At 70.6% G+C, this 24,062-nt stretch carries 19 protein-coding genes and 1 rRNA gene; 5 read left to right on the top strand and 15 right to left on the bottom strand.

Translation table 11 applies throughout. The features are described from left to right. Nucleotides 1–81 precede the first annotated feature (81 nt). From QR78_RS25240 to QR78_RS25230, 3 genes are all read right to left on the bottom strand, one after another. Nucleotides 82–1,704, bottom strand: a complete 1,623-nt coding sequence (locus QR78_RS25240) for a flavin-containing monooxygenase (RefSeq protein WP_048430352.1) — start codon at nucleotides 1,702–1,704, stop codon at nucleotides 82–84. Nucleotides 1,705–1,981: 277 nt separating this feature from the next. Further along, the gene (locus tag QR78_RS25235; protein ID WP_425284192.1) at nucleotides 1,982–2,920 is read right to left on the bottom strand and encodes a hydroxymethylglutaryl-CoA lyase; all 939 of its coding nucleotides are present in this window, start codon (nucleotides 2,918–2,920) and stop codon (nucleotides 1,982–1,984) included. Next, nucleotides 2,917–4,110, bottom strand: coding sequence for a CaiB/BaiF CoA transferase family protein (locus QR78_RS25230; protein ID WP_048430348.1), 1,194 nt, complete (start codon nucleotides 4,108–4,110; stop codon nucleotides 2,917–2,919). Before QR78_RS25230 ends, QR78_RS25235 begins: the two co-directional genes overlap by 4 nt. Before the next feature lie 717 nt (nucleotides 4,111–4,827). Here QR78_RS25230 and QR78_RS25225 point away from each other — a divergent pair. The 4 genes from QR78_RS25225 (at nucleotide 4,828) to QR78_RS25210 (ending at nucleotide 11,977) form a co-directional block, all read left to right on the top strand. Beyond that, nucleotides 4,828–7,083, top strand: a complete 2,256-nt coding sequence (locus QR78_RS25225) for an ATP-binding protein (RefSeq protein WP_202972804.1) — start codon at nucleotides 4,828–4,830, stop codon at nucleotides 7,081–7,083. Between the two features lie 9 nt (nucleotides 7,084–7,092). After that, nucleotides 7,093–7,554, top strand: coding sequence for a response regulator (locus tag QR78_RS25220; RefSeq protein WP_048430346.1), 462 nt, complete (start codon nucleotides 7,093–7,095; stop codon nucleotides 7,552–7,554). Beyond that, a complete protein-coding gene (locus QR78_RS25215; protein ID WP_244276453.1) occupies nucleotides 7,547–9,280 on the top strand; it encodes a response regulator in 1,734 nt (577 codons plus the stop codon). The genes QR78_RS25220 and QR78_RS25215 overlap by 8 nt, the downstream gene beginning before the upstream one ends. A gap of 381 nt (nucleotides 9,281–9,661) precedes the next feature. Continuing rightward, nucleotides 9,662–11,977, top strand: a complete 2,316-nt coding sequence (locus QR78_RS25210) for a xanthine dehydrogenase family protein molybdopterin-binding subunit (protein WP_048430345.1) — start codon at nucleotides 9,662–9,664, stop codon at nucleotides 11,975–11,977. A gap of 85 nt (nucleotides 11,978–12,062) precedes the next feature. Here the strand turns inward: QR78_RS25210 and QR78_RS25205 are convergent, their stop codons facing one another. From QR78_RS25205 to QR78_RS25155, 11 genes are all read right to left on the bottom strand, one after another. After that, a complete protein-coding gene (locus QR78_RS25205) occupies nucleotides 12,063–12,647 on the bottom strand; it encodes a YciE/YciF ferroxidase family protein (protein WP_048430344.1) in 585 nt (194 codons plus the stop codon). Between the two features lie 410 nt (nucleotides 12,648–13,057). Then, nucleotides 13,058–13,489, bottom strand: coding sequence for a hypothetical protein (locus QR78_RS25200; protein ID WP_048430343.1), 432 nt, complete (start codon nucleotides 13,487–13,489; stop codon nucleotides 13,058–13,060). A 103-nt stretch (nucleotides 13,490–13,592) separates the two neighbouring features. Next, a complete protein-coding gene (locus tag QR78_RS25195; protein ID WP_048430342.1) occupies nucleotides 13,593–14,582 on the bottom strand; it encodes an ABC transporter ATP-binding protein in 990 nt (329 codons plus the stop codon). Beyond that, nucleotides 14,579–15,553: an ABC transporter ATP-binding protein gene (locus tag QR78_RS25190; RefSeq protein ID WP_048430341.1), complete on the bottom strand. Its 975-nt coding sequence runs from the start codon at nucleotides 15,551–15,553 to the stop codon at nucleotides 14,579–14,581. Before QR78_RS25190 ends, QR78_RS25195 begins: the two co-directional genes overlap by 4 nt. Then, the gene (locus tag QR78_RS25185; protein ID WP_048430340.1) at nucleotides 15,550–16,404 is read right to left on the bottom strand and encodes an ABC transporter permease; all 855 of its coding nucleotides are present in this window, start codon (nucleotides 16,402–16,404) and stop codon (nucleotides 15,550–15,552) included. Before QR78_RS25185 ends, QR78_RS25190 begins: the two co-directional genes overlap by 4 nt. Next, entirely contained in the window at nucleotides 16,401–17,342 is a 942-nt protein-coding gene (locus tag QR78_RS25180) for an ABC transporter permease (protein ID WP_048430339.1), read from the bottom strand. The genes QR78_RS25185 and QR78_RS25180 overlap by 4 nt, the downstream gene beginning before the upstream one ends. 291 nt (nucleotides 17,343–17,633) lie before the next feature. Beyond that, complete coding sequence (locus tag QR78_RS25175; protein ID WP_048430338.1) at nucleotides 17,634–19,184, bottom strand: ABC transporter substrate-binding protein; 1,551 nt, start codon at nucleotides 19,182–19,184, stop codon at nucleotides 17,634–17,636. Between the two features lie 32 nt (nucleotides 19,185–19,216). Next, on the bottom strand, nucleotides 19,217–20,365 hold the full coding sequence (locus QR78_RS25170; protein WP_089504273.1) for an NAD(P)/FAD-dependent oxidoreductase: 1,149 nt from the start codon (nucleotides 20,363–20,365) through the stop codon (nucleotides 19,217–19,219). Further along, nucleotides 20,365–21,756, bottom strand: coding sequence for an FAD/NAD(P)-dependent oxidoreductase (locus QR78_RS25165; RefSeq protein ID WP_244276597.1), 1,392 nt, complete (start codon nucleotides 21,754–21,756; stop codon nucleotides 20,365–20,367). Before QR78_RS25165 ends, QR78_RS25170 begins: the two co-directional genes overlap by 1 nt. Then, nucleotides 21,749–22,039: a (2Fe-2S)-binding protein gene (locus tag QR78_RS25160; protein ID WP_048430336.1), complete on the bottom strand. Its 291-nt coding sequence runs from the start codon at nucleotides 22,037–22,039 to the stop codon at nucleotides 21,749–21,751. Before QR78_RS25160 ends, QR78_RS25165 begins: the two co-directional genes overlap by 8 nt. Further along, complete coding sequence (locus QR78_RS25155) at nucleotides 22,036–22,725, bottom strand: SDR family NAD(P)-dependent oxidoreductase (RefSeq protein WP_048430335.1); 690 nt, start codon at nucleotides 22,723–22,725, stop codon at nucleotides 22,036–22,038. Before QR78_RS25155 ends, QR78_RS25160 begins: the two co-directional genes overlap by 4 nt. Before the next feature lie 157 nt (nucleotides 22,726–22,882). On the opposite strand from QR78_RS25155, the gene QR78_RS25150 reads away from it, so the two are divergent. Further along, nucleotides 22,883–23,713 (top strand): IclR family transcriptional regulator, encoded by an 831-nt coding sequence (locus tag QR78_RS25150; protein ID WP_048430334.1) that lies wholly within the window; start codon nucleotides 22,883–22,885, stop codon nucleotides 23,711–23,713. A gap of 96 nt (nucleotides 23,714–23,809) precedes the next feature. Here the strand turns inward: QR78_RS25150 and rrf are convergent. Continuing rightward, nucleotides 23,810–23,925, bottom strand: a 5S ribosomal RNA gene (rrf, locus tag QR78_RS25145). Between the last annotated feature and the right edge of the window lie 137 nt (nucleotides 23,926–24,062).

Genomic DNA, 24,062 nt, shown 5'->3' with positions numbered 1-24,062 from the left:
ATCCTGTCCCCGCAACCAAACTCACGACACGAAACACCCCGCTCGGCGCCACGCCGGCGGGGTTTTTCGTTTGGCAATGCCTCAGCTCAAGGCGAAGCCGTCATAGTTCTCCGCGGCGACTCGCTCGCAGAGGCCACGGTAATGCGCCATGCCGCCGGCATAGGGCATGAAGACCCGCGGCTTGCCCGGTACGTTGGCTCCGAGGTACCACGAGCTACTCGCCATTGGCAGCAGGGTCGCGGAGGCGGCCCGGTCGACCTCCACACCCCAGGATTCCGCCGCGTCCGGCCTCGCCTCGATCCGGTCGAGGCCGCGCTCGCGCAGATGCCCGATGCAGTCGGCGATCCATTCGGCATGCTGCTCGATCGCCACCGGCATGTTGGTGAGCACCGACGGGCTGCCCGGGCCGGTCATCGTGAACAGGTTCGGGAAGCCCGGGACCTGCAGGCCGAGATAGCTCGTCGGACCGTCCGCCCACACGTCCTTGAGCGCGAGCCCGTTGCGGCCGCGAATATCGAGGGCGAGGAGGGGGCCGGTGAGCGCGTCGAAGCCGGTGGCGAAGACGATCACGTCGAGGGGGTAGGTCGCGTCCGCGGTGCGCACGCCCTCCGGCACGATCGCGGCGATCGGCGTCGTCTTCAGATCGACGAGCCTGACGTTCGACCGGTTGAAGGTCTCGAAGTAGTGGGTGTCGATCGGCGGGCGCTTGGTGGCGAAGAGGTGGTCGCGCGGCGTCAGCGCCTCGGCCACCGCCGGGTCCTCGACGATGCTGCGGATCTTCGCCCGGATGAACTCGGAGGCGGTCTCGTTGGCCTCCTGATCGAGCATGATGTCCCGGAAGGCGGCGCGGAAGCGCAAGCCGCCGCGCTCCCAGGCCGCCTCGTAGATCGCCCGCCGCTCCTGGGGCGAGACGTCGAAGACCGAGCGGTCGGAGAAGTCGAACGGGTGGCCGTTCGGCGCCGCGCGGGCCTTGGCCCGCAACTCCGCGGAATTCTCTCGCACCCAGGTCTTGAACCCGTCGTCCATCGGGCCGTTGCGGGCCGGCACGCTGTAATTGGCCGTGCGCTGGAAGACCGTGAGGTGGGCAGCCTCGGCGGCAAGGACGGGCGCGGCCTGGATGCCGGTCGAGCCCGTGCCGATCAGCCCGACGCGCTTGCCCGAAAAGTCGACGCCGTCATGCGGCCAGCGGCCGGTATGGTACCAAGCGCCCGAAAAGCTCTCGAGGCCCGGGATCGCCGGCACGTTGGCGCTCGACAGGCAGCCCACGGCAGTGATCAGGAACTGCGCCTCGAAGCGCTCGCCTGTCTCCGTGGTGACGGTCCAGCGGTTCGCATCCTCGTCGTAGGCGGCGCCGGCGACGCGGGTGCCGAGCTGGATGTCGCGTCGCAGGTCGAACCGGTCGGCGACGTGGTCGAGGTAGCGGCGGATCTCGCCGTGCTCGGGGTAGCGCTCGGTCCAGTCCCACTCCTCCTCGAGTTCGCGGGAGAACGAGTAGGAGTAGTAGTAGCTCTCGGAATCGCAGCGCGCTCCCGGATAGCGGTTCCAGTACCAGGTGCCGCCGATGCCATCGGCCGCCTCCAGCACCCGCACAGACAGGCCGAGCCGGTCGCGCAGCAGATGCAGCTGGTACAAGCCGGAGAACCCGGCCCCGACGATGATCGCGTCGTAGCGACGGGCCGGGCCGGCCTCGATGGAGTCTGTCATGGCGTCCGCGCCTCCCCGCCGGAAAGCCGTCGCGCCCGGCCGGGCGCCCGGTTCCTTGTCGTTGTCTCCGGGGATCATGGCGTGATCCCGGGAGACGTGTCGGAGAGGCTAGCCCGCTTGCCGCATGACGACCACGCCCTTTCGGCGCGCGCCACCCATGAGATTGGCTCAAGCGGAACGGGCGTTGCGGCACAGGCTCTCAGGCATCCGAAGAGCATGAGGCCGGGTGCAACGAGGGAGAGGCCGCCGATTCCAGGCTGTCTCCGCCGCGCCGGGATCAGGCGGCCTTGAGCGGCGGGGCCGAGTGCAGGTCGTGCGGCCGTCCGGCCTTGGCGACCTGGCCCGGCACGTCGTGGCCGACGAGGCGGGGCAGGTCGCGGGACAGCGTCAGCAGCGCGTCGAGGTCGAGGCCGGTCGTCAGACCCATCTCCTCGGCCATGCTGACGAGGTCCTCGGTGCAGATGTTGCCGGTGGCGCCCGGCGCGAACGGGCAGCCGCCCAAGCCCCCGAGCGCCGCATCGAACCGGCGCGCGCCGGCCTCATAGGCGGCGAGCACATTGGCGAGGCCGCAACCGCGGGTGTTGTGGAAATGGAGCGTCAGCCGCTCTGGCCCGACCAGCGGCAGCACCCGGGCGACGAGGCGGGCGACCTGGCGCGGATTGGCCATGCCGGTCGTGTCGGCGAGCGTCACCCCGTCGACGCCGAGCGCCAGGTAGCGCTCGACCTGGGCCAGCACCTTGTCCTCGGGTTCGATGCCCTCGAACGGGCAGCCGAAGGCGGTCGCCGCGGTGGCGTTGACGCTCACCTGTCCCCGCACCGTCTCCATGATCGCGGCAAAGCCCCGGATCGAGGCCTCCGGCGTCATGCCCATATTGGCGCGGTTGTGGGTCTCGCTCACCGAGGCGACGAGGTTGATCTCGTCGGCGAGCGCGGCGAGCGCCCGCTCGGCGCCCTTCGGGTTCGGGACCAGCGCAACGTAGGTCGTGCCGGGCCGGCGGGCGATCCCGGAAAAGACCTCGGCCGCGTCGGCGAGCGCCGGCACCGCCTTCGGCGAGACGAAGGACGAGACCTCGATGCGGGTGAAGCCCGCCGCCGAGAGCGCATCGATCAGCCGGATCTTCTCCGGCGTCGGCACGAAGACCGGTTCGATCTGGAAGCCGTCGCGGGTCGCGACCTCTTGCACGAAGATCCGATCCTGGAGGACGATCCCGCTCACGCGACGGCTCCCTTCCGGCGCAAGGCCGCGATGCCGGCCTCGTCGAAGCCGAGGTCGGAGAGCACCGAATCGGTATGCGCGCCGAGCGCCGGACCCTGCCAGCGCACTTCGCCGGGAGTCTCGGAGAGCTTCGGCACGATGCCGGGCATCTTCACCCGCGTGTTCCCGGGCAGGTCCGCTTCCAGGATCATGTCGCGGGCGTTGTAATGCGGGTCGGCGACGATGTCGGCGACCGAGTAGATCCGGCCGGCCGGCACCTCGGCGGCATCGAGCACTGCGAGGGCTTCCGTCACCGTGCGGCCCCGGGTCCAGTCGGCCAGGACGGCATCGAGCATCGCGGCTTGGCGTGAGCGGCCTTCGTTGTTGCGGAAGTCCGGATTCTCGGCGAGGTCGGGCCGGCCGATCGCATTCATCAGGCGGCGGAAGATCGGGTCGCTGTTGCCGGCGATGACGACGAAGCCGCCATCCCGGCTCGGATAGGTGTTGGACGGCGTGATGCCGGGCAGCGCCCCGCCGGTCCGGGTGCGGACCTCGCCCAGGAGGTCGTATTCCGGCACCAGGCTCTCCATGACGTTGAACACGCTCTCGACGAGCGAGACGTCGATCACCTGCCCGGCGCCCTGGCCGGTCTTGACCCGCAGGAGTGCCATCAGGGCGCCGATGACGCCGTGGAGCGAGGCGAGCGTGTCGCCGATGCTCACGCCGACCCGGGCGGGCGGGGTGCTCGGGTCGCCGGTGGTGAAGCGGATGCCGCCCATCGACTCGCCGATGGCGCCGAAGCCGGGCCGATCGCGATAAGGCCCGGTCTGGCCGTAGCCGGAGATGCGGACCATCACGAGGTTCGGGTTGAGACCCGAGAGCACGTCCCAGCCGAGACCGAGCTTTTCCAGGCCGCCGGGCCGAAAATTCTCGACCACCACGTCGGCGCTCTGCGCCAGCTGCTTGACGATCGCGAGGCCGTCCGGGGACTTCAGGTTGACGGCGATCGACTTCTTGTTGCGCGATTGCAGGTACCACCAGAGCGAGGTGCCCTCGTGCATCTTGCGCCATTTGCGCAGGGGATCGCCCTCGCCGGGGGGCTCGACCTTGATCACTTCGGCGCCGAACTCCGCCATCAGCCGGGTGGCGAAGGGCGCGGCGATCAGCTGGCCGAGTTCCAGGACGCGGATGCCCGCGAGCGGACCACTCATGGCGTCGTCTCCCTGTCGTGTGTTGGGTTTGCTATAGTTGAAGAACGCGGGGTCGATCCAACCGTATTTCGTGAGCGGGCGTTCACCGGCGCGGAACGCACCGCAGGGTCACCCGGTGGCTTGCGGCACCGGATGCGCGACCATGAGACCGCGGGCAGCGTGGCGGGCCACGTCACGCGGATCAACTCGCGGTCGGCCCAGGACGCTGTAGGCGGCACCGCCACGAACAGCATCGCCCCGGCGATCGGCCGGAAGACCGGCGTGGGGACCGCCCAAGGCGCACAGCGAGCCTGCATCGTGCGGCGGACCAAGTCGAAGCCCGGCACACGAACCCGAAGGCGCACGGAGCGGCCGGTCCGCCGGATGTCGACCCGGACGCCGTCATGGATCGAACGCTGGACGTCCCGGTCCCGATGCCCTCGGAGCCGAGGGCCTGCGCGAAGGCGATGTGGGTTCGCCCGGCCAGCGGATGCTCGGCTCGCAGCACCAGCCGGTCGCATCGGGAGGGGAGACCGCGTAAACCGGGTGGCGTGACGCGGCCCGACCGGATCGGGTTCCGGCCGCCCCCTCGACGATAACCAAGGACGTGCGAAATAGGGCGGACCACCGCGCGAGACCAGCGGGCCGGTGCGCCGCACTGGTGGGTGCCGCCCGCTTCCCCTAAGGTGCTGCCGCCGGCTGGATCAGGATCGTCGGTGCGACGAGGTGATGGCGTCCATGCGGTCTGTGCAACCGGCGGAACTCACGGCCTGCGACAGGGAGCCGATCCATATTCTCGGCACGTTGCAGCCGCACGGCTTCCTGCTGGCGCTCGAGGGACCGGAGCTGCGCGTCGTCCAGGCCAGCGCGAACCTCCCCGATCTGCCGGGCCGCCCCGCCGACCGGGCCCATGGCCGCCCGTTGCGGGAGGTGGTGCCGGAACTGGGCGAGGCGACCATCCGGCAGGCCCTGGCGACGCAGCCCGGCCGCGACGGCGCGACCTATCTCGGCACGCTCGTCCTGGAGACCGGGACCGGGCTTCGCGCCTACGATCTCGCGGCCCACCGCTCCGGCGCCCTCACGGTGCTCGAATTCGAGGAGAGCGCGGGCGAGGCCGCGGCCGGCGGCCTCGACACGCTCTATCCGCGGCTTCGCGCCTTCATCGAGGCCCTGCACGGCGCCTCGAGCGTCGCCGACCTGTGCGGCCTGCTCGCCGCCGACATCCGCCAGCTCACCGGGTTCGACCGCGCGCTGGTCTATCGGTTCGACCGCGACTGGCATGGCACCGTGGTGGCCGAGGACGGCAACGGCGTGCTGCCCTCCTACCTCGACCTGCGCTTTCCGGCCTCCGACATCCCGGCCCAGGCCCGCGAGCTCTACCGCCGCAACCGGCTGCGGATCATCCCGGACGCGGCCTACGAGCCGGTGCCGATCGTGCCGGCCCGGACGCCCTCGACCGGGGAGCCCCTCGATCTCAGCCAATCCGTGCTGCGCAGCGTCTCGCCGGTCCATGTCGAGTACATGCGCAACATGGGCACGTCCGCCTCGATGTCGATCTCGATCCTGGTCGAGGGCGCGCTCTGGGGCCTGATCTCCTGCCACAACAAGGGGCCGCGGCGGGTCCCGCTCCAGACCCGCAACGCCTGCGACATCCTCACCCAGACCTTCGCCCTCCAACTGGCCGCCAAGGAGCGCGGGGCGCTGGCCGAGCAGCGCCTGGCGCTCGGCGCGATTCAGGCCCGCCTCCTCGCCTACATGGCCGAGGAGGAGAACTTCGTCGAAGGCTTCCTCAAGCATCCCGAGGACGTGCTGGCCCTCACCGATGCCGGCGGCGCGGCGATCGTCACCGGCCAGCGCTGTCACCTGATGGGCCGCACGCCCTCGGAGCGGCAGGTGCGGGGCGTCTACGAGTGGCTGTCCTCCGAGCATGCCGGCGCGGCTGTCCACGCCACCGAAGCCTTGTCCGAGGAATACCCGGCGGCCAAGACCATCGCCGACACCGCGAGCGGGCTCCTCGCCATCTCGATCTCGGAAAAGTACGCCAGCTACGTGCTGTGGTTCCGGCCCGAGGTGGTCCAGACCGTGCGCTGGGGCGGCGACCCGAAGAAGGCCGCCACCAAGGACCCGGCCGGCGGGCCCGACCGGCTGCACCCGCGAAAATCCTTCGAGACCTGGAAGGAGACGGTACAGGGCCGCTCGCTGCCCTGGTCGGTGCCGGAGATCGACACCGCCAAGGACCTGCGCGCGGCGGTGCTCGGCATCGTGCTGCGCCGGGCCGAGGAGCTGGCCTCCCTCACCGAGGAACTGCAGCGCTCGAACAAGGAGCTGGAGGCGTTCTCCTACTCGGTCAGCCACGACCTCCGGGCGCCGTTCCGCCACATCGTCGGCTATGCCGAGCTGCTGCGCTCGCGCGAGGGCGAGAAGTTCTCGGAGCGCGGGCGGCGCTACGTCGACACCATCATCGAGGCGGCGTTCTCGGCCGGTACCCTCGTCGACAACCTGCTGACCTTCTCGCAGATGGGCCGCAACGCCCTCAACCGCATTCCCTGCGACATGAACCAGCTGGTCGAGGACGTGCGCCGGAAGATGATCCGCGACATCCCCCTCGAACGGGCGATCCGCTGGCAGGTCGGCGCGCTCGGCCGCGCCCAGGCCGACCCGGTGATGATGCGGCTCGTGATCGAAAACCTGCTCTCCAACGCCGTCAAGTACACCCGCGGGCAGGCCGAGGCGGTCATCGAGGTCGGGCGCGAGGCGGACCGCGACGGCGAGGCGGTGTTCTACGTCCGCGACAACGGGGTCGGCTTCGACATGGCCTACGTCAACAAGCTGTTCGGCGTCTTCCAGCGCCTGCACCGGGTCGAGGAGTTCGAGGGAACGGGCATCGGGCTGGCCAATGTCCGCCGCATCGTCGAGCGTCACGGTGGACAGGTCCGGGCCGAGGGCACCCTCGGCCAGGGCGCGACCTTCCACTTCACGCTCCCCATCCGCTAGAGACGAGCCATGGCCGACCTCAAGCCGATCCTCCTCGTCGAGGACAACCCCAACGACATCGAGCTGACGCTGGCGGCCCTGGAGAAGAGCCAGCTGGCGAACAAGATCGTCATCTGCCGCGACGGGGCCGAGGCGCTGGAATTCCTGCGCCGGCAGGGACCGCATGCCGACCGGCCGGTGCAGGATCCGGCGGTGGTGCTCCTCGACCTCAAGCTGCCGAAGGTCGACGGGCTCGAGGTGCTGGCGGCGGTCAAGGGCGATCCCAAGACCCGGGCGATCCCGATCGTGATGCTCACGTCGTCGCGCGAGGAGAGCGACCTCGTGCGCTCCTACCAGCTCGGCGTGAACGCCTTCGTGGTGAAGCCGGTCGGCTTCAAGGAGTTCTTCGAGGCGATCCAGGATCTCGGCGTGTTCTGGGCCGTGCTCAACGAGCCGCCGCCGCACCGGTCGGACTGGATCTCCGGTGACTGAGCTTCCGGCGCTGGAGGACGGCGCGGCCCCCCTGCGGATCCTGCTCCTCGAGGACAGCGACCTCGATGCCGAGCTCCTGGGTGCCGTCCTGGAGGACGCCGCCCTGTCCGTCGCCCTCGACCGGGTGATCAGCCGGGACGCCTTCGCGGCGGCGACGGGGGCGGGCTGCCACGACATCATCCTGGCCGATTACGTGCTCCCCGCCTTCGACGGCATGAGCGCGCTCGCCATGGCCCGGGACCGTTGCCCGGAAATCCCCTTCGTCTTCGTCTCCGGCACGCTCGGCGAGGAGGTGGCGGTGGAGGCGCTGAAGAACGGCGCCACCGACTACGTGACCAAGCAGCGCCTCGACCGGCTGCCGCGGGTCATCCTGCGCGCCCTCTCGGAAGCCCGTGCCCACGTCCTGCGCCGCCAGGCCGAGCAGGCCCTGCGCGACCTCAACGAGGGCCTCGAGCAGCGCGTCGCCGAGCGGACGCGGGAACTCGCCGAGGCGAACGCCGCGCTCCAGCACCAGATCGCCGAGCGCGAGCGGATCGAGGACGCCCTGCGCCAGGCCCAGCGCCTCGAGGCGGTGGGCCAGCTCACCAGCGGCGTCGCCCACGACTTCAACAACCTCCTGACGGTCATCGCCGGCAACATCGAGTTCCTCGAACGCGCGGTCTTCGACGATCGTTCGCGCCGGCGCCTCGAGATGATGCGGGGGGCGGCCGAGCGCGGCGCCCGGCTGACCGCGCAGCTCCTCGCCTTCTCGCGGCGCCAGAAGCTCGAACCGGTACCGGTGCAGCTCAACCGTACCGTCGCGTCGATGCGCGATCTCCTGCAGAGCTCGATGGGTGGTTCGAGCCGCATCGAGATGACCCTGCAGCCCGACCTGTGGCCCGCCCTCGTCGACGCGACGCAGATCGAGCTGATCATCCTCAACCTCGCCATCAACGCCCGGGACGCGATGGCGGTCGGCGGCTGCCTGACGATCGAGACCGCGAACGTGCGGCTCGCCGCCCCGCCGGCCCGGGCCGAGGAACCGATGCCGGGGGAGTACGCCATGGTGGCGGTGAGCGACACCGGCACCGGCATCCCGGCCGAGGTGCTGGCCCGGGTGTTCGAGCCGTTCTTCACCACCAAGGAGGTCGGCAAGGGCTCGGGCCTCGGCCTCGCACAGGTCTACGGCTTCGCCAAGCAGTCGGGCGGGGGCGTGCGCATCGACACGCGGGTGGGCGAGGGGACCTCGGTCCGGGTCTACCTGCCGCGAGTGGCGGGCGAGGCGGCCTTGCACGAGGTGCGCCCGGCCGCAGCCGACGTCTCGCTTGCCCGCGACACCAGCGACAAGCGGGTGGTGCTGGTCGTCGACGACGACAGCGCGGTGCGCGACATCACGACGACGCGGCTCGGCGAGGCCGGCTACGCGATCCGCGAGGCGGGCTCTGGCCTCGCGGCGATCCAGGCGCTCGAAGCCGACCCGGCCGTCGACCTCGCGGTGCTCGACTTCGCGATGCCGGGGATGAACGGCGTCGAGGTCGCGACCGTGATCCGGAGCCGCTGGCCCGCGATCCAGATCCTGTTCGTCACCGGCTACGCCGACCACACCGCCCTGTCGCAGGTCGATGTCGGCGGCGACGACCGGGTGGTGCAGAAGCCGTTCCGCGGCGAGGACCTGGAGCGCAAGGTCGCGTCGATCCTGGAGCGCCGCCCGCGGCTGACGCTGGTGGCCGGCGGCGCCGGCCGCTGACGCCACGGGCCCACGAGACGCTCAGACGCACGCGAAATTTGGGCCCACAAGACAGTCGGACGAAATTCGATCGCAAAATTTCGATCGCGATCCGGTGAGGCGCGGCGGCGGCGCCGCTGACGCCCCGGATTCCGCGTGCTAGGGTCGTCCCATAAGAACCGGTCCGCATCGTCGGCCGGCCCAGTGGGAGGAAAGCTGCTGCATGGCAGGATCCGTGGCCGGAGCCCCATCGCTCCCGTTCCGCTCAGCCGAGCGCGCCACCGCGCCGGATGCCCGCCGTCATCGCCTCTCCCCGATCATGCGAGTCCGCACGCCCGTCCCTGTGACGGGTCTCCGCACTGGCATCCCGTTCACGCACCAGCATCGCATTGCGAGGTTCACATGACAGTGACCAAGTTCGGCCTCGGCCAGCCGCTGCGCCGGGTCGAGGATCGTCGCCTGATCACCGGCGAGGGCAATTACGGCGACGACCACGCCCCCGCGGGCTGCCTGCACGCGGCCCTACTCCGCAGCCCGCACGCCCACGCGACGTTCACGATCACCGACCTCGAAGCCGCGAGGGCGATGCCCGGCGTGCACCTCGTCCTCACCGCCGAGGACGTGGCCGATCTCGGCGACATCAAGTGCCAGGCGCCCCTGCCGAACAGCGACGGCAGCCAGAACCACGTCGCCAACATCCCGCTGCTGGCCAAGGGCAGCGTGAAGCATATCGGCGATGCCGTCGCCTTCGTGGTCGCCGACACGCTGATCCAGGCCCGCGACGCCGTCGAGGCGATCGGCATCGACTACGCGGTGCGGCCGGCGGTCGTCGGCATCCGCGGCGCCATCGCGGGCGGCGCGAGCGCCGTGTGGGACGAGCAGCCCGACAACGTCTCGTTCGACTCGACCATGGGCGACAAGGCGCCGGTCGACGCCGCCTTCGCCAAGGCCGCCAAGGTGGTGAAGGTCGAGGTCGAGAACCAGCGCCTGGTCACGAACTACATGGAGACCCGCAGCGTCGTCGCCGAGTACGATTCGGGCGCGAAGCGCTTCACCCTCACCATCCCGAGCCAGGGCGTGCACGGCCTGCGCAAGACCCTGACGGGCGTGCTCGGGGTGACGAAGGACCAGATCCGCGTCGTCACCGGCGATGTCGGCGGCGGCTTCGGCACCAAGACCTTCACCTACCGCGAATATCCCCTGGCGGCCGAGGCCGCGCGCCGGCTGGACAGGCCGGTGAAGTGGGTGTCGGAGCGCGGCGAGCACTTCGTCGCCTGCACGCAGGGCCGCGACAACCTCTCGGTCGGCGAGGTCGCGCTCGATGCCGACGGCACTTTCCTCGCCATGCGCTTCGACGTCATCGGCGATCTCGGCGCCTATCTGTCGCAATACGGGCCCTACATCCCGTATCTCGGCGCCACGATGCTGACCGGCGTCTACAAGACCCCGGCGGTGTTCGTCCGGGTGCGCGGCGTCTACACCAATACCGTACCGGTCGACGCCTATCGCGGCGCCGGGCGGCCGGAGGCGGCCTACCTGATCGAGCGCCTGGTAGACCGGGCGGCGCGGGAGACCGGGATCTCGCCGGCCGAGATCCGCCGGCGCAACTTCATCCCGCCGAGCGCGATGCCCTACACGACGCCGATCGGCGACCGTACCTACGACACCGGCGACTTCGCCGCCCATATGGGCCGCGCCGTCGAGGCGGCCGAGTGGAACGGCTTCGAGGCCCGCGCCGCGGAATCCCGTGCCAAGGGGCTGGTGCGCGGCATCGGGCTCGCCACCTACATCGAGTGCACCGCCTGGGGCGAGGGCGAGGACGTCAAGATCACCCTCGACAAGGATGGCGGCGCCACCGTCTATGTCGGCACCCAGTCGAACGGGCAGGGCCACGCCACCGCCTACGCCCAGTTCGCCGCCGAGCATCTCGACCTGCCGCTGGAGCGCATCCGGGTGGTGCAGGGCGACACCGACAAGGTCGCCACGGGCGCCGGCACCGGCGGCTCGCGCTCGATTCCCGTCGGGGGCATCTCGGTCGGCGCGGCGTCGCAGAACCTCGCCGGCAAGCTCAAGGAGCTCGCTTCCGAGGAGCTGGAGGCGGGCGTCCAGGATCTCGAGATCGCGGACGGCGCGGTGCGGGTCGCCGGCACCGACAAGTCGATCGACTTCGCGGCTTTGGCGGCCCTGCCGAAGGCCAGCGAGGCGACCCTGACCGGCCAGGGCGATTTCGTGCCGCCGAGCGCGACCTACCCGAACGGCACCCACGTCGCCGAGGTCGAGATCGACCCCGAGACCGGGATCACCGAGGTCGTGCGCTACACGATCTGCGACGATTTCGGCATCGTGGTGAACCCGCTGCTGCTCGCCGGCCAGGTCCATGGCGGCGTGGTCCAGGGCATCGGCCAAGCGCTGCACGAGCGCACGGTCTACGACGCGGAAGGGCAGCTCCTGACCGCGAGCTTCATGGACTACACCATGCCGCGGGCCGGCGACGTGCCGTTCTTCCACTTCGAGACGAAGAACGTGCCCTCGACCACCAACCCGATGGGCATCAAGGGCGCGGGCGAGGCGGGCAGCATCGGCTCCTGCCCGGCGGTGATGAACGCCGTCGTCGACGCCCTCGACCGCAGCGTCGGCCTGCGCGACATGGACATGCCGGCGACCCCCGCCCGGATGTTCGCGGCTCTGGCGCCCCTGCGCAAGGCGGCCGCCGCCTGACGGCGGGCACCCGTCTCGCGATGCCGTCGCGGCGCCCGGCCTCTCGAGCCGGGCGCCGTTCTGTTTCAGGGTCAAAGACGCGGGGTCAGGCCGCCTTGCCCGACCGCGCCTCGCCCGACCGCGCCTTGGCGGACGATCCCCGCCCGGGCGCCTGGCGGTCCGGCTCGGCCTCGTCGCCGTCAGCGCCCTCGACGTTGATGCGCTCGGCGATCTCGGTCAGCAGCGCGTCGGTCTTCTTCTCCTCCTGCAACGTCTCGTCGAGCAGCCGGGCGGCGTCATTGAGGCCGAGCTGGCTCGCCCAGGTCTTCAGCGTGCCGTAGCGGGCGATCTCGTAATGTTCGAGGGCCTGGGCGGAGGCCGCCAGCACCGCATCGGCAGCCGGGCCGTCGCCGAAATCCTCGAGATCCTCCTCCATCTCGCTCGTCAGGCCCTGCATCGCCTCGCAGGTCTTGCCTCGGGCCGGCTTGCCGAGGATATCGAAGATCTCCTGGAGCCGCTCGACCTGAGTCGCGCTCTCCTCGGCATGGGTCTCGAAGGCCTGCCGCAACTCCTCGTGCTGCGCCGACTTCGCCGCCTTCTTCAGCGCGCGGACGGATTGCCGCTCGGCGTAATACACGTCCTTCAGCGTCTCGTAGAACGCATCCTGCAAGGTCTTCTGCTTCGTCGCCATGCGCTCGTTCGCCTTTGACTATGGGCCGACCGATCGGCTCGCTCATCGGACGAGCCGTGATCGCTGGCTGAACGTCGGGAATCTGGCACGGGTCCCACCACGTCGAGCGAATCGACCGTCGACCGGGCGAATGCCGTCCGATCGCGATGGAACGCGATCGGGTTCGCCCCGAGATCCGGGCGGGATCGATCCCCCGTACGCCGACGGGGCGCCGGCACGCTCGCAAAAGGCGACGCCGGGTCTGAGCAGACTTGCGTTGGCAGGCCAACGCTTCGCCCGCTTAGATCCTTGTTTTGTCGCAGATTTTTGCCGCCGAACCGGTCTCCACTTCGGCGGAATCTGTTTAGGAGGCCCCGGCGCCGATCGTCCCGGAGAGGGAGCGTCAGGTAGGCGGGGCGTCGGCCGGCCGCTCAGCAGCTCAGCTTGCGGCCCTCGCGGAAGCCGTGGACCCGGAAGTGCTTGTAGCCCGACTCCATCTTGCCGGCGAGAACGGCACGGGCGACGTCCGGATTGCAGCGCAGGTATTCGCGCTCGTTGAAAGCGGCGGCACCATTGTCCCGCGACCCACGATCCCGGTCGCGCGCCCCGTAATCCCGGTCGCGGTCCCGCTCGCGATACCCGTAGTCGCGGTCGCGGCTACGATAGTCGTCGCGCCGGCCGTAATCGTCGCGGCGGTCCCGATAGTCGCGATCGCGATAGTCGCTGTCGCGGCTGCGGTACTCGCGATCCCGGTACTCGCGGTCGCGATAGCCGTAATCGGGACCCCAGGACTGGGCCGAGGCGGTCCCCACCGCGCCGAGCAGGCCCAATCCGACGACCGCCATCACCCCAAACGTCCTCATCGTCTCTGATCCCCCTTCGCAAGGCGCATCGTCGCCGCTGCGGAAGCTAGAGCATCGCGAGCCTTTGGGGATAGCGCCGTGATGTCTCGCAGGGCGGGGCGGTCTACGGAGAGCCGGCGAAGCCGGCGTCGTAGAGATGGCAGGCCACCGCGCGGCCCGGCGCCGCCTCGCGCAAAATGGGGGCCTCGGCCCGGCAGCGGTCGAAGGCACGCGGGCAGCGGGGATGGAAGTGGCAGCCGCCCGGCGGATTGAGCGGCGAGGGGGGCTCGCCCTCCTGGAAGGCCATCGCCACCGGCCGTTCCGGATCCGGCACCGGCGAGGAGGCCTTCAGGAGCTGGGTATAGGGGTGCAGCGGCTCCTCGAAGAGCGGGCCGACCGGCCCGGTCTCGACCACCCGGCCGAGATACATCACGCTGACCCGCTGGCAGAAATGCCGGACCACGCCGAGATCGTGCGAGATGAACACGAAGGCGAGGTTGCGGGCCTGGCGCAGCGAGTCGAGCAGCCGCAGGATCTGCGCCTGGACAGAGACGTCGAGGGCCGAGACCGGCTCGTCGGCGAAGATCAGGTCCGGCCCGAGCGCCAGCGCCCGGGCGATGCCGATGCGCTGGCGCTGCCCACCGGAGAATTCGTGCGGGAAGCGGGCGGCAGCGGTCGCCGGCAACCCGACCTCGGCGAGCAGCGCACCGACCCGCTCCGTCAGCTCCGCTCCGCGCGCGAGGCCGTGGACCCGCAGCGGCTCGCCCAAGGCCTCGCCGATGCGCTGGCGCGGATCGAGGGAGGAGGCGGGGTCCTGGAAGACGATCTGCATCCGCCGCCGCAGGCGCCGCATCGCGCTCGCGGGCGCGGCGAGCACGTCCTGCCCGTCGAAGCGGACGGTGCCGCCATCGGCCTCGGTCAGCCGCAACGCCACCCGGGCGGTGGTGGACTTGCCGCAGCCGGATTCCCCGACGATGCCGAGGGCCTCGCCGCGCTGAACGTGGAACGACACCCGGTCGAGCGCCCGCACCAGGCTGGTCTTCGCGACCGGGAAGCCGCGACGGATGGTGAAGGTCTTCGAGAGGTCCTCGACCTCGAGCAGCGGCGCGATCATGCGGCCCTCACCCAGCAGCGCACGGCGTGGTCGGGCGCCCCCGTCAGCGGCACGAGCGGCGGGCGCTCGCGGCAGCGCTCCTCCGCCAGGGGGCAGCGCCCTTGGAAGCGGCAGCCCTTCGGCATCTCCGACAGGGTCGGCACCGTGCCGGGGATCGCCGCCAGCTCCTGCACCCGGTCGACCCGCGGCATCGCCTGGAGCAACCCTTCCGCATAGGGGTGGGTCGGCCGGGCGAAGAAGGCGCGGACCGGCGCGCTCTCGACCACGTCGCCGCCATACATCACCATCACCCGGTCGGCGACCGAGGCGACGACGCCGAGATTGTGGGTGATGAGCAGCACCGCCAGCCCCTCCCGGCGCTGGATCTCGGCGAGCAGGGCCAGCACCTGCGCCTGGATGGTGACGTCGAGCGCCGTCGTCGGCTCGTCGGCGATCAGCACGCGGGGCGAGCAGGCGAGCGCCATGGCGATCATCACCCGCTGGCGCATGCCGCCGGAGAACTGATGCGGGTAGGCGTCGATCCGCTCGGCGGCAGACGGCACCCGCACCCGCTCCAGGAGCGCGATCGCCTTCTCCCGCGCCGCCGCCTTCGACAGGCCGCGGTGGCGCCGCAGGGCCTCGGCGATCTGGAAGCCGATCGTCAGGACCGGGTTCAGCGAGGTCATCGGCTCCTGGAAGATCATCGCCAGGCGGTCGCCGCGCATCGCCTCGCGCTGGCTCTCGGTGGCCGCCCGCATGTCGGTGCCGTCGACCACGATCGAGCCGGCGCCGACGCGACCGACCTTGGGGGCCAGCAATCCCATCACCGAGAGGGCGGTGAGGCTCTTGCCGCAGCCGGATTCGCCGACGAGGGCCAGGGTCTCGCCGCCGGAGACCGAGAAAGAGACCTCGCGCACCGCGTCGTACCAGGTGCCGCCGACCTGGATCTGGGTCGTCAGCCCGTCGACCCGCAGGAGATCGGATGTCGTCATGGAGCCCCCCGCGGGTCGGTGGCATCGCGCAGGCCGTCGCCGATCAGGTTGAGGCCGATCATCACGGCGAGGATGGCGAGGCTCGGGAAGATCGACAGCCAGGGCGCATCGAGAAGGTTGTCGAAGCCCTCGCGCACGATGCTGCCCCAGGTCGCCGTAGGGGGCGGCACGCCGAGGCCGATGAAGGCGAGGGTCGATTCGGTGCGGATCGCCGTGGCGAGCCAGAGCGAGGCCAGCACCACCACCTCGTCCATGATGTTCGGCAGGATGTGGCCGAACATGATGCGGATGTCGGAATAGCCCAAAGCCCGGCAGGCATCGACGAAGTCGCGCTGGCGCATGGCCAGCGTCGAGCCCCGCGCGATGCGGATGAAGGCCGGCACGGCGGTCACCGCGATGGCCAGGATCAGGTTGCCGAGGCTCGGGCCGAGCACCGCCACCAGCATCAGCCCCATGATGAGCTGAGGAAAGCTCAGCAGCACGTCGGTCGCCGCGGTGATCAGCCGATCGGTCCAGCCCCCGAAATACCCGGCCACCACCCCGATCACCGTGCCCACCACCACGCCGATGAGCGTGGCGACGAAGCCGACCGAGAGCGAGATCCGGGCGCCCCAGATCACCCGCGAGAGCACGTCGCGGCCAAAAAAGTCGGTGCCGAACCAGTGCTCGGCGGAGGGGCCCATCAGGGCCGCGACCGGGTCCTGCTCGTTCGGATCGTACGGCGCGATCCAGGGCGCCAGGATCGCCAGGGCGACGACGGCGACCACCGTGACGGCGCCGATCATCAGGCCCGGCGAGCGGGTGGCCCGGCGCCAGGCGCTCGGGGCGGCGGAGGCGGCGACCGCGCTCATTGGGCCGAGACCCGCGGATCGACGAGGCCGTAGGCGATGTCGGTGAGCACGTTGGCGACCACGATGGCGAAGGCGGAGACGACCATCAGGCCTTGCAGCAGGCTGTAGTCGCGCTGGGTCAGCGCGGTCACGATCAGCTTGCCGAGGCCCGGGCGGTTGAACACGATCTCGGTCAGCACCGCGTTGCCGATCAGCACCCCGAGATAGAGCCCGACCACGGTGACGACCGGCACCAGCACGTTGCGGAGCGCATGGCGCCAGACCACGATCCGGGCCGGCATCCCCTTGGCCCGGGCGGTGCGGACGTAATCCTCGCCGAGCGCCTTCAGCATGCCCGAGCGTGTGACCCGGGTCACGTAGGCGACCATCAGCAGGCCGAGATTGAGCGCCGGCAGCACGAGCGCGCCGAGCCGGTCGAGGATCCCGCCGGTGCGCGGCGTCGAGATCACCGGGAACCAGCGCAGCTGCACGGCGAACGCGATCAGCAACAGGATGCCGGAGACGAACGCCGGGAAGGACACGCCGGCGAGCGACACGATGCGGGCGAGCCAATCGGCGAGCCCGTCGCGCTTGCGCGCCGCCATGACGCCGAGCGGCACGCCGACCCCGACGCCGATGGCGACCGCCGCGAGCGTCAGCTCGATCGTGTAGGGCAGGACGTGGGCGACATCCTCCAGCACCGGCCGGTTGGTGGTGAGCGAGCGCCCGATATCGCCGGTGGCGATCTGGCCCATGAAGGCGAGGTACTGGACGACGATCGGCCGATCGAGCCCGAGCTTGCCCCGCAGGTCGGCCCGGGCGGATTCGCTGGCCTGATCGCCCAGGATCACGATGGTCGGATCGCCCGGGACCACCCGCACGAGCACGAACACCACGGTCAGCACCGCCACCAGCGTCGGGATCGCCAGGAGGAACCGCTTGAGGATGAACTGGAGCATGGAGCGGGCCGGGGGTTGGAGGTGATCACGCTGCCGGATCAGGCGCGGGCTTCTCCCTCCCCCCTCTGCGGGGGAGGGTGGCCTGCGGAGCAGGCCGGGAGAGGGGAACCACGCTTCCGGAGACGTCGCGCGCGTCATGACAGGCGCCCACTGGTTCAGCGTCGCGCTGCCCCTCTCCCGCCCGGCGCACGAGTGCTTCGCACTCGCAGCCGGGCACCCTCCCCCGCAGAGGGGGGAGGGGATGCGCACGTCCTGCCGTGAAAAGTAGACAAGTCGTGCGCTTGGAAAAACTTACTTCTTGTCCGTCATCTCCGTGATCACCGGCCCCAGGTGGATCGCGCCCTTGAAATCATATCCGTAATCGACCGTCTTTTTGTGCGCCCAGACCTGCAGCCCCTCGGAGAGCGGCACGGCACAGACCTGCTCGATGATCTTGGCCTGCGCCGTCTTCCACAGCGCCTTCTGCTTCTCCGGATCCGGCTCGGTCCGCGCCGCCCGGATCTCGGCATCGGCGGCGTTGCAGTGGGAGAAGTTGGTCACGGCGGTCGGCGTGGCGACCGTCGAGGCCGAATCGAAGAACTGGGTCAGGTAGGTGTCGGCGACGGGGAAGCGCGCGGCCGCGTAGTAGACGACGTCCGACAGGTCCTTGCGGATCTGGGCGTGGTAGGTCTGGTGGTCGACCACGTCGAGCTTCAGCTCGATCCCGGCCTTCTTGAGCTGGCCCTGCACGATCTGCATCGCGGTCAGCATGGTCGGCAGGCTGGTCTGCACCGCCGTGATGGTGATGCCGTTCGGGTGCCCGGCCTCGGCCAGCAGCGCCTTGGCCTTGGTGGGGTCGTAAGGCGGCAGCGGCGCCTTGTCGTCGGTGCCGAGATAGCCCTTCGGGATGATCGACACCGCCGGCTCGGTGACGCTGGCGCCCTTGAACTGGACGATCTGCGCCTGGCTGATCGCCGCCGCGACGGCCCGGCGCACCCGCACATCGTCGAGGGGCTTGTGGGTGGTGTTGAGATGCAAGAGCGCGAGTTCGGCCGGCCGCACGATGTCGACCGAGACGTCCGCTTCGCGGCCGAACCGCTCGGCCCAGCGCTGGTCCTGCCGGCCATAGACCACGTCGAGCTCGCCCGAGGTGAAGGCGAGGTCGCGGGCGGCATCGGCCGGGATCAGCCGGTAGAGGATGCCGGCGAGCTTCGGCTTCCCACGAAAGTAATCCGGGTTCGCGGTCAGCCGCACGCTCTCGTTCGGCTTGTACTCGGCGAAGGCGAAGGGCCCGGTGCCGATCGGCTTCAGGCGAAAATCGTTACCGAGTGCCTCGACCGCCTTGCGGCTGAGCACGTTGCCGCCGTGGTAGTTGGCGACCAGCCCGAGCAGCGACGGCACCGGGTGCTTGAGGGTGATCTTGACGGTGTACGGGTCCACGGCCTCGACCGCGTCGAAGGCGGCGTAGTCGGTCGCGAACGACGAGGTCTTGGGATCGGCGGCGCGCTTCAGCGAATAAACCACGTCGTCGGCGGTCAACTCGCCGTAGCCGCCATGGAACTTGACGCCCTTGCGCAGCGCGAAGGTCCAGGTGCGGCCATCGTCCGAGCGGGTCCAGGATTCGGCGAGGTCCGGCTCCAGGGTCTCGAGGCTGGTCGAGCCCGGCTTGAACCGCACGAGGCCGTTGAAGATCCAGGAGACGACCGGCTTGTCCTGGGTGCTGGTGGCCCGGAACGGATCGAGCTGGCTGATGTCGGCGGCCGCCATGCCGATGGTCAGGGTCTTGCCCGCCGGAGCCTGGGCAAGCGCCGGTGCGGGGCCAAGCAGGGCGAGGGTGGCCGCGGCGAAGAGGAAGCGTCTCATCGTGGTGATCCCCCTGAGTGATTCTTCTGTCATCAGTGTTCGATCTCCCCCTCCGACCGGTACGGCCCACGCCACGCGGCGAAACGCTCGATCCGGAACGGATGGAGAGGAGAGGCGGAGCGGCCCTGCGTCACGAGTTCCGCCAGGATCTCGCCGACGACCGGGCCGAGCTGGAAACCGTGTCCGGAGAAGCCGAAAGCATGGACCAGGCCGGGCGTGGAGGCGGAGAGCCCGATCACTGGGATGTGGTCCGGCATCTCGCCGTCGAGGCCGCTCCAGCTGCGGATGACCTGGGCGTGGGCGAGGTCCGGGATCAGCGTCAGGGTCTTGTCCATCGCGCCGAGGGAGGTCGCCGAGACCGGACGGGCGAGGCCATCGACGCTGTCCGCCGTGCCGCGCCCGCCCCCCAGCACCACGTTGCCGCGCCGGGTCTGGCGCACGTAGACGTCGCCGCCGACGACGCCGATCGACCGGGTGACGAGGTGCGGCAGCGGCTCGGTCACCACCATGTTGGGAGAGAGCGGAGCCACCGGCGCCGCCTCGCCGAACCAGCCCGCCACCGCGCCGCCATAGGCGCCGGCGGCGTTGACGAGGCTGCGGCTGCGCACGCTCACCCCTTCGGCCTCGACCGTGAACCCGGCTCCGTCATGGGCCGCGTGGCGCACCGGGGCGTGCTCCCGCACCTCCGCCCCCAGCCGGCGGGCGAGGCGGGCGAAAGCGGGGCCGACGACCCGCGGATTGGCCTGCCCGTCGGTGGGCGAGAGCGAGGCGCCGACGACCGCCGGGCCGAGCCACGGCATCTCGGCGCGGAGCGCGTTCGCTCCGAGAAGCTGGAGGTCGAGCCCGTATTCGGCCGCGTCGCGGGCATAGGCTTCGAGCACCGCCATGTCGGATTCGGAGCGGGCGAGCTTGATGTGGCCGGTCGCCTCGAACCCGACATCCTCAGCCAGCTTGGCGCCCAACCCGTCCCACAGCACCCGGGCGCGCCGTGACAGGGGCAACTCCGAAAAGTCGCGGCCCTGCTGGCGCACGCCGCCGAAATTCACCCCGCTGGCGCCGCCGCCGCAGAGACGCTTCTCCAGCAGGGCCACGGTCAATCCGGCCTCGCGCAGGGCCACGGCGGCGGAGCAGGCGGCAATGCCGCCCCCGATGATCGCGACGTCGACGGTGAGGCGCTCCATCAGACCGGCTCCCGCAACGGGATCGGCTTGATCGGCGCCTGCCCGCGCAAGCGCCCGACCGTCTCGACCGGTACGGCCAGCGTCCGGGCCAGGATCTCGGCCGCTGCGTGGCCGCAGACCCGGCCCTGGCAGCGGCCCATCCCGGCGCGGGTCAGCGCCTTGAGCCGGTTCATCTCGCGGGCATCCCGCTCGGTCGCGGCCCGCCGCAGGGTGCCGGCGGTGATGCCCTCGCAGCGGCAGACGATCTCGTCGTCGCCGATTCCGTCGACGAGGTGGTGCGGATAGGGATAAGCGGCGTCGAGGGCGGCGCGAAAACCCGCGTGACGTGCGAGACGCCGGTCGAGCCGGGCTTCCCGAGCGGCGTCCCGCGGCCGGCCGAGATCGGCGAGGAGGGCCAACGCCGTGCGCTCGCCCTGCAACTCGGCCACGTCGGCCCCGCCGATGCCGCTGCCGTCGCCGGCGAGATAGACGTGGGGGTGCGATGCACGGCCCTCGGGCGATCGCTCCGGCTGCCATTGCCGGGTCACAGGCTCGAACACGAAGCGGCACCCGGCGAGGTCGGCGGCTTGCGCCTCGCTGCGCAGGCCGAACGAGGCCCCGACCGCATCGCATGCCACCCGATGCCGGCGCCCGCGCGCATCGTCCCAGGTCAGGGCCTCGACCTGTCGGCCGCCCTCGACCGCGATCGCTCGCACGCCGGAGCGCACCGGCAGGCCCCGCAACGCGCCCGCGACGGTGTACCAGACGCCTTTGGCCAAGGTCCCCGGAAGGAGGGCGAGGCGAGGAACTGCTGTCACCTTCGCCCCGAGTGGCGTGACGTCGAGTACCGCGGCGAGTGTCGCGCCGGCCTTGGCATATTGATGCGCGACCAACGGCAGGAGCGGCCCGGCTCCGACGAGGGCGACGCGCCGGCCGATCGCCATGCCCTGCGCCTTGAGGGCGATCTGCGCTGCCCCGAGGGTGAACACGCCCGGCAGGGTCCAGCCCGGGAAGGGCAGGGTGCGGTCCATGGCGCCGGTGGCGAGCACCAGCCGGTCCACCGCGATCCGCTCGTGACCCCGCGGCCCCAGACAGTCGAGATCGAAGCCGAAAGGCGCCCGCGGCGCGATCCCCCACACCATCGTGTCGGGGCGGTAATCGATCTGCGATGCGAGCGCATCGGCCAGATCGTGCAGCGCCTGCGCCCGCCCGGCCTCGAACCCGTAGAGCGCGGCTGCCGGCCGCTCGGCGCCGGGCGGCGGACGGCGGTAGATCTGGCCGCCGGCCCGGTGCCCCTCGTCGAGAAGAATGGGGCGCAACCCCGCCTCGGTCAGAACCTGTGCCGCCCGCAATCCCGCCGGACCGGCGCCGACGATTGCCAAGGTGGGCTCAGCCGGGACCGGTTCACTCACCGACGCCTCCCGTGACCACCGCCATGCCGGGCTCGACCCGGGTCGTGCAGGCGCGCACCCGGCGGCCATCCGCCAAGCCGACCCAGCAATCCTGGCAGGCACCCATCAGGCAGTACCCGGCCCGCTCGCCGGGACCGAACTCGAACCGGCGCAGCGCGTGCCGGTGCAGCAGGATCGCGCCGATCAGCAGGTCGCCGGCCTGCACCTCGGCCGGTGCACCGTCGATGGTGAAGGGAATGGCCGGGCCCGACCGTTTCGCGAGGCGATGAAAAAGCCCGCTCACAGCATGTCCTCGTGCCGGCAATTGAGGAGCAGTTCGGCGACGCTCGCGGTGTTGGGGAGCCGCACCACGGTCTCGATCACCGCGGCGATATCCTCAGGCCGGCTCATCAGCGCCCGCGGCTGCTTGGTGACGTGGGCGGTCATGTCGGTCTCGACGAAGCCCGGGCAGAATGCGGTAGCCCGGATGCCGTGCTCCCAGCCCTCGCGCCGCACGGCCTGGGTGAGGCTGACCAAAGCCGCCTTCGCCATGGCATAGCCGGCATTGTCGTTGCGCACGCGCTTGCCGGAGAGCGAGGCGATGTTGACGATCCGCCCGGTGCCCGACGCGACGAGGGTCGGCCAAGCCGCTCGGATCAGCCGCATCGGCGCCTTGACGTTGACCGTCATCAGCGCATCGAACGCCGTTTCGTCGGAATCGAGGAAGCGGGCCATCGGGTTGATGCCGGCGGCATTCACCAGCACGTCGATCCGGCCGAATTCCGCCAGCGTCGCGGCGGTCCAGGCTTGCGCGCCGACGGCCTCCTCGGCGTCGTAGCGGCAGGCATGCCATTCCGGCGGCGCACGGCGCGGATCGCGCAGGCCGGCGCTGATCCGATAGCCGGCGCAGGCCAGTCTCTCGGCCACCGCCCGCCCGATCCCGCGCGAGGCGCCCGACACCATCGCGACCCGTCCCGCCGGCTCAAGCATCGCTGCCGCGCTCCCTCGGTGATCGCCGCATCGCGGCCGGGTCCAACCCTCGCCGGAAAGGATTGATCGTTGCGGCGATGCGAGCAACAGCTATTTCGGTAGGCGAATGATTTTGCCAGCATTATTCCACTCAATGAAAATCGCAGGTATCATCGAGATGTCCGACGCCGCCGAAGCGAAATCACCCGATCGATCCGCTCCCTCCCGCATCGCCGGCCTGCTGCGCCACCTCGGCGAGTCGGGCCCCGGCGGCGCGCGCCTGACGGCCCTTGCCGACGCGACCGGCCTGCCGGCGCCGACGACCTTGCGCCTGCTGCGGGCCCTCGTCGCCGAGGAGCTGGTCGACCTCGATCCCCCGACGAAGACCTACCGGCTCGGCCTAGGCCTGTTCCGCCTCGCCGCCAAGGCCGGCAACCCGCTGGGCCTGCGCGATCTCGCTCGGCCGGCCCTGCTGCGGCTGACGGGGGCGCTCGGCGAGACGGTCTTTCTCCTGGTGCGCAGCGGCTACGACGCCGTCTGCATCGACCGCACGGCCGGCCCGCTGCCGATCCGCTCCTTCACCGGCGATATCGGCGGTCGGGTGATGCTGGGCCTCGGCCAGGGATCGATGGCGATCCTGGCCCACCTGCCGGCGGACGAGCAGGAGGCGGTGATCCGCTACAACCTGCCGCGACTTCGCGAGGTGACGAGCCTGGACGAGGCGTTCCTGCTCACCGAGATCGCCCGCACCCGGGATCTCGGCTATTGTGCCGCAGCCTCCGGGTTGATCCCCGGCATGGCCGGGCTCGGCGTGCCGATCCTGGATGCGGACGGCCATGCGGTGGCGGCGCTCAGTGTCGGCAGCACGGTCGATCGCCTCGCCGGAGAGCGCCGCGAGGCCATCGCCGGCATGCTCCGGCGCGAGGCTGCCGGCATCGCAGCCCGCCTGAACCCCTTCGACGAAACCCTGCGCCGGGCCGGCGCGGCGATGGAGCGGGGGAGGCCGTGAGGCGAGGGGCCCGAACGCAACGAAGCCCGCCGGGCGTGAGCCTGGCGGGCTTCGTAGTTTCGATCGTGTCGAGGGATTATGTAACGTGCTTGGCAGGTCTGGCGGTGACCGACTCTCCCGTGTCTTGAGACACAGTACCATAGGCGCTGGGGCGGTTAACGGCCGAGTTCGAGATGGGATCGGGTTCTGATCACCCCGCTCAAACCACCAGACCGGCCAAGCACGTCGTTCGGCAAGCATGTCTTTCGCGGGCTGCAGCCTGTGGCTGCTCCGCGGGTCTTCATCGCGTGTGGTTGTTCATGTGTCTGATCCGGACACGGATCATGAGAGCGATCAAGCCGATCGAGCG

The sequence above is a fragment of the Methylobacterium indicum genome (genome assembly GCF_001043895.1).
GTDB classification, from domain to species: Bacteria; Pseudomonadota; Alphaproteobacteria; order Rhizobiales; family Beijerinckiaceae; genus Methylobacterium; species Methylobacterium indicum.
This window is presented reverse-complemented; position numbering and strand designations above follow the sequence as displayed.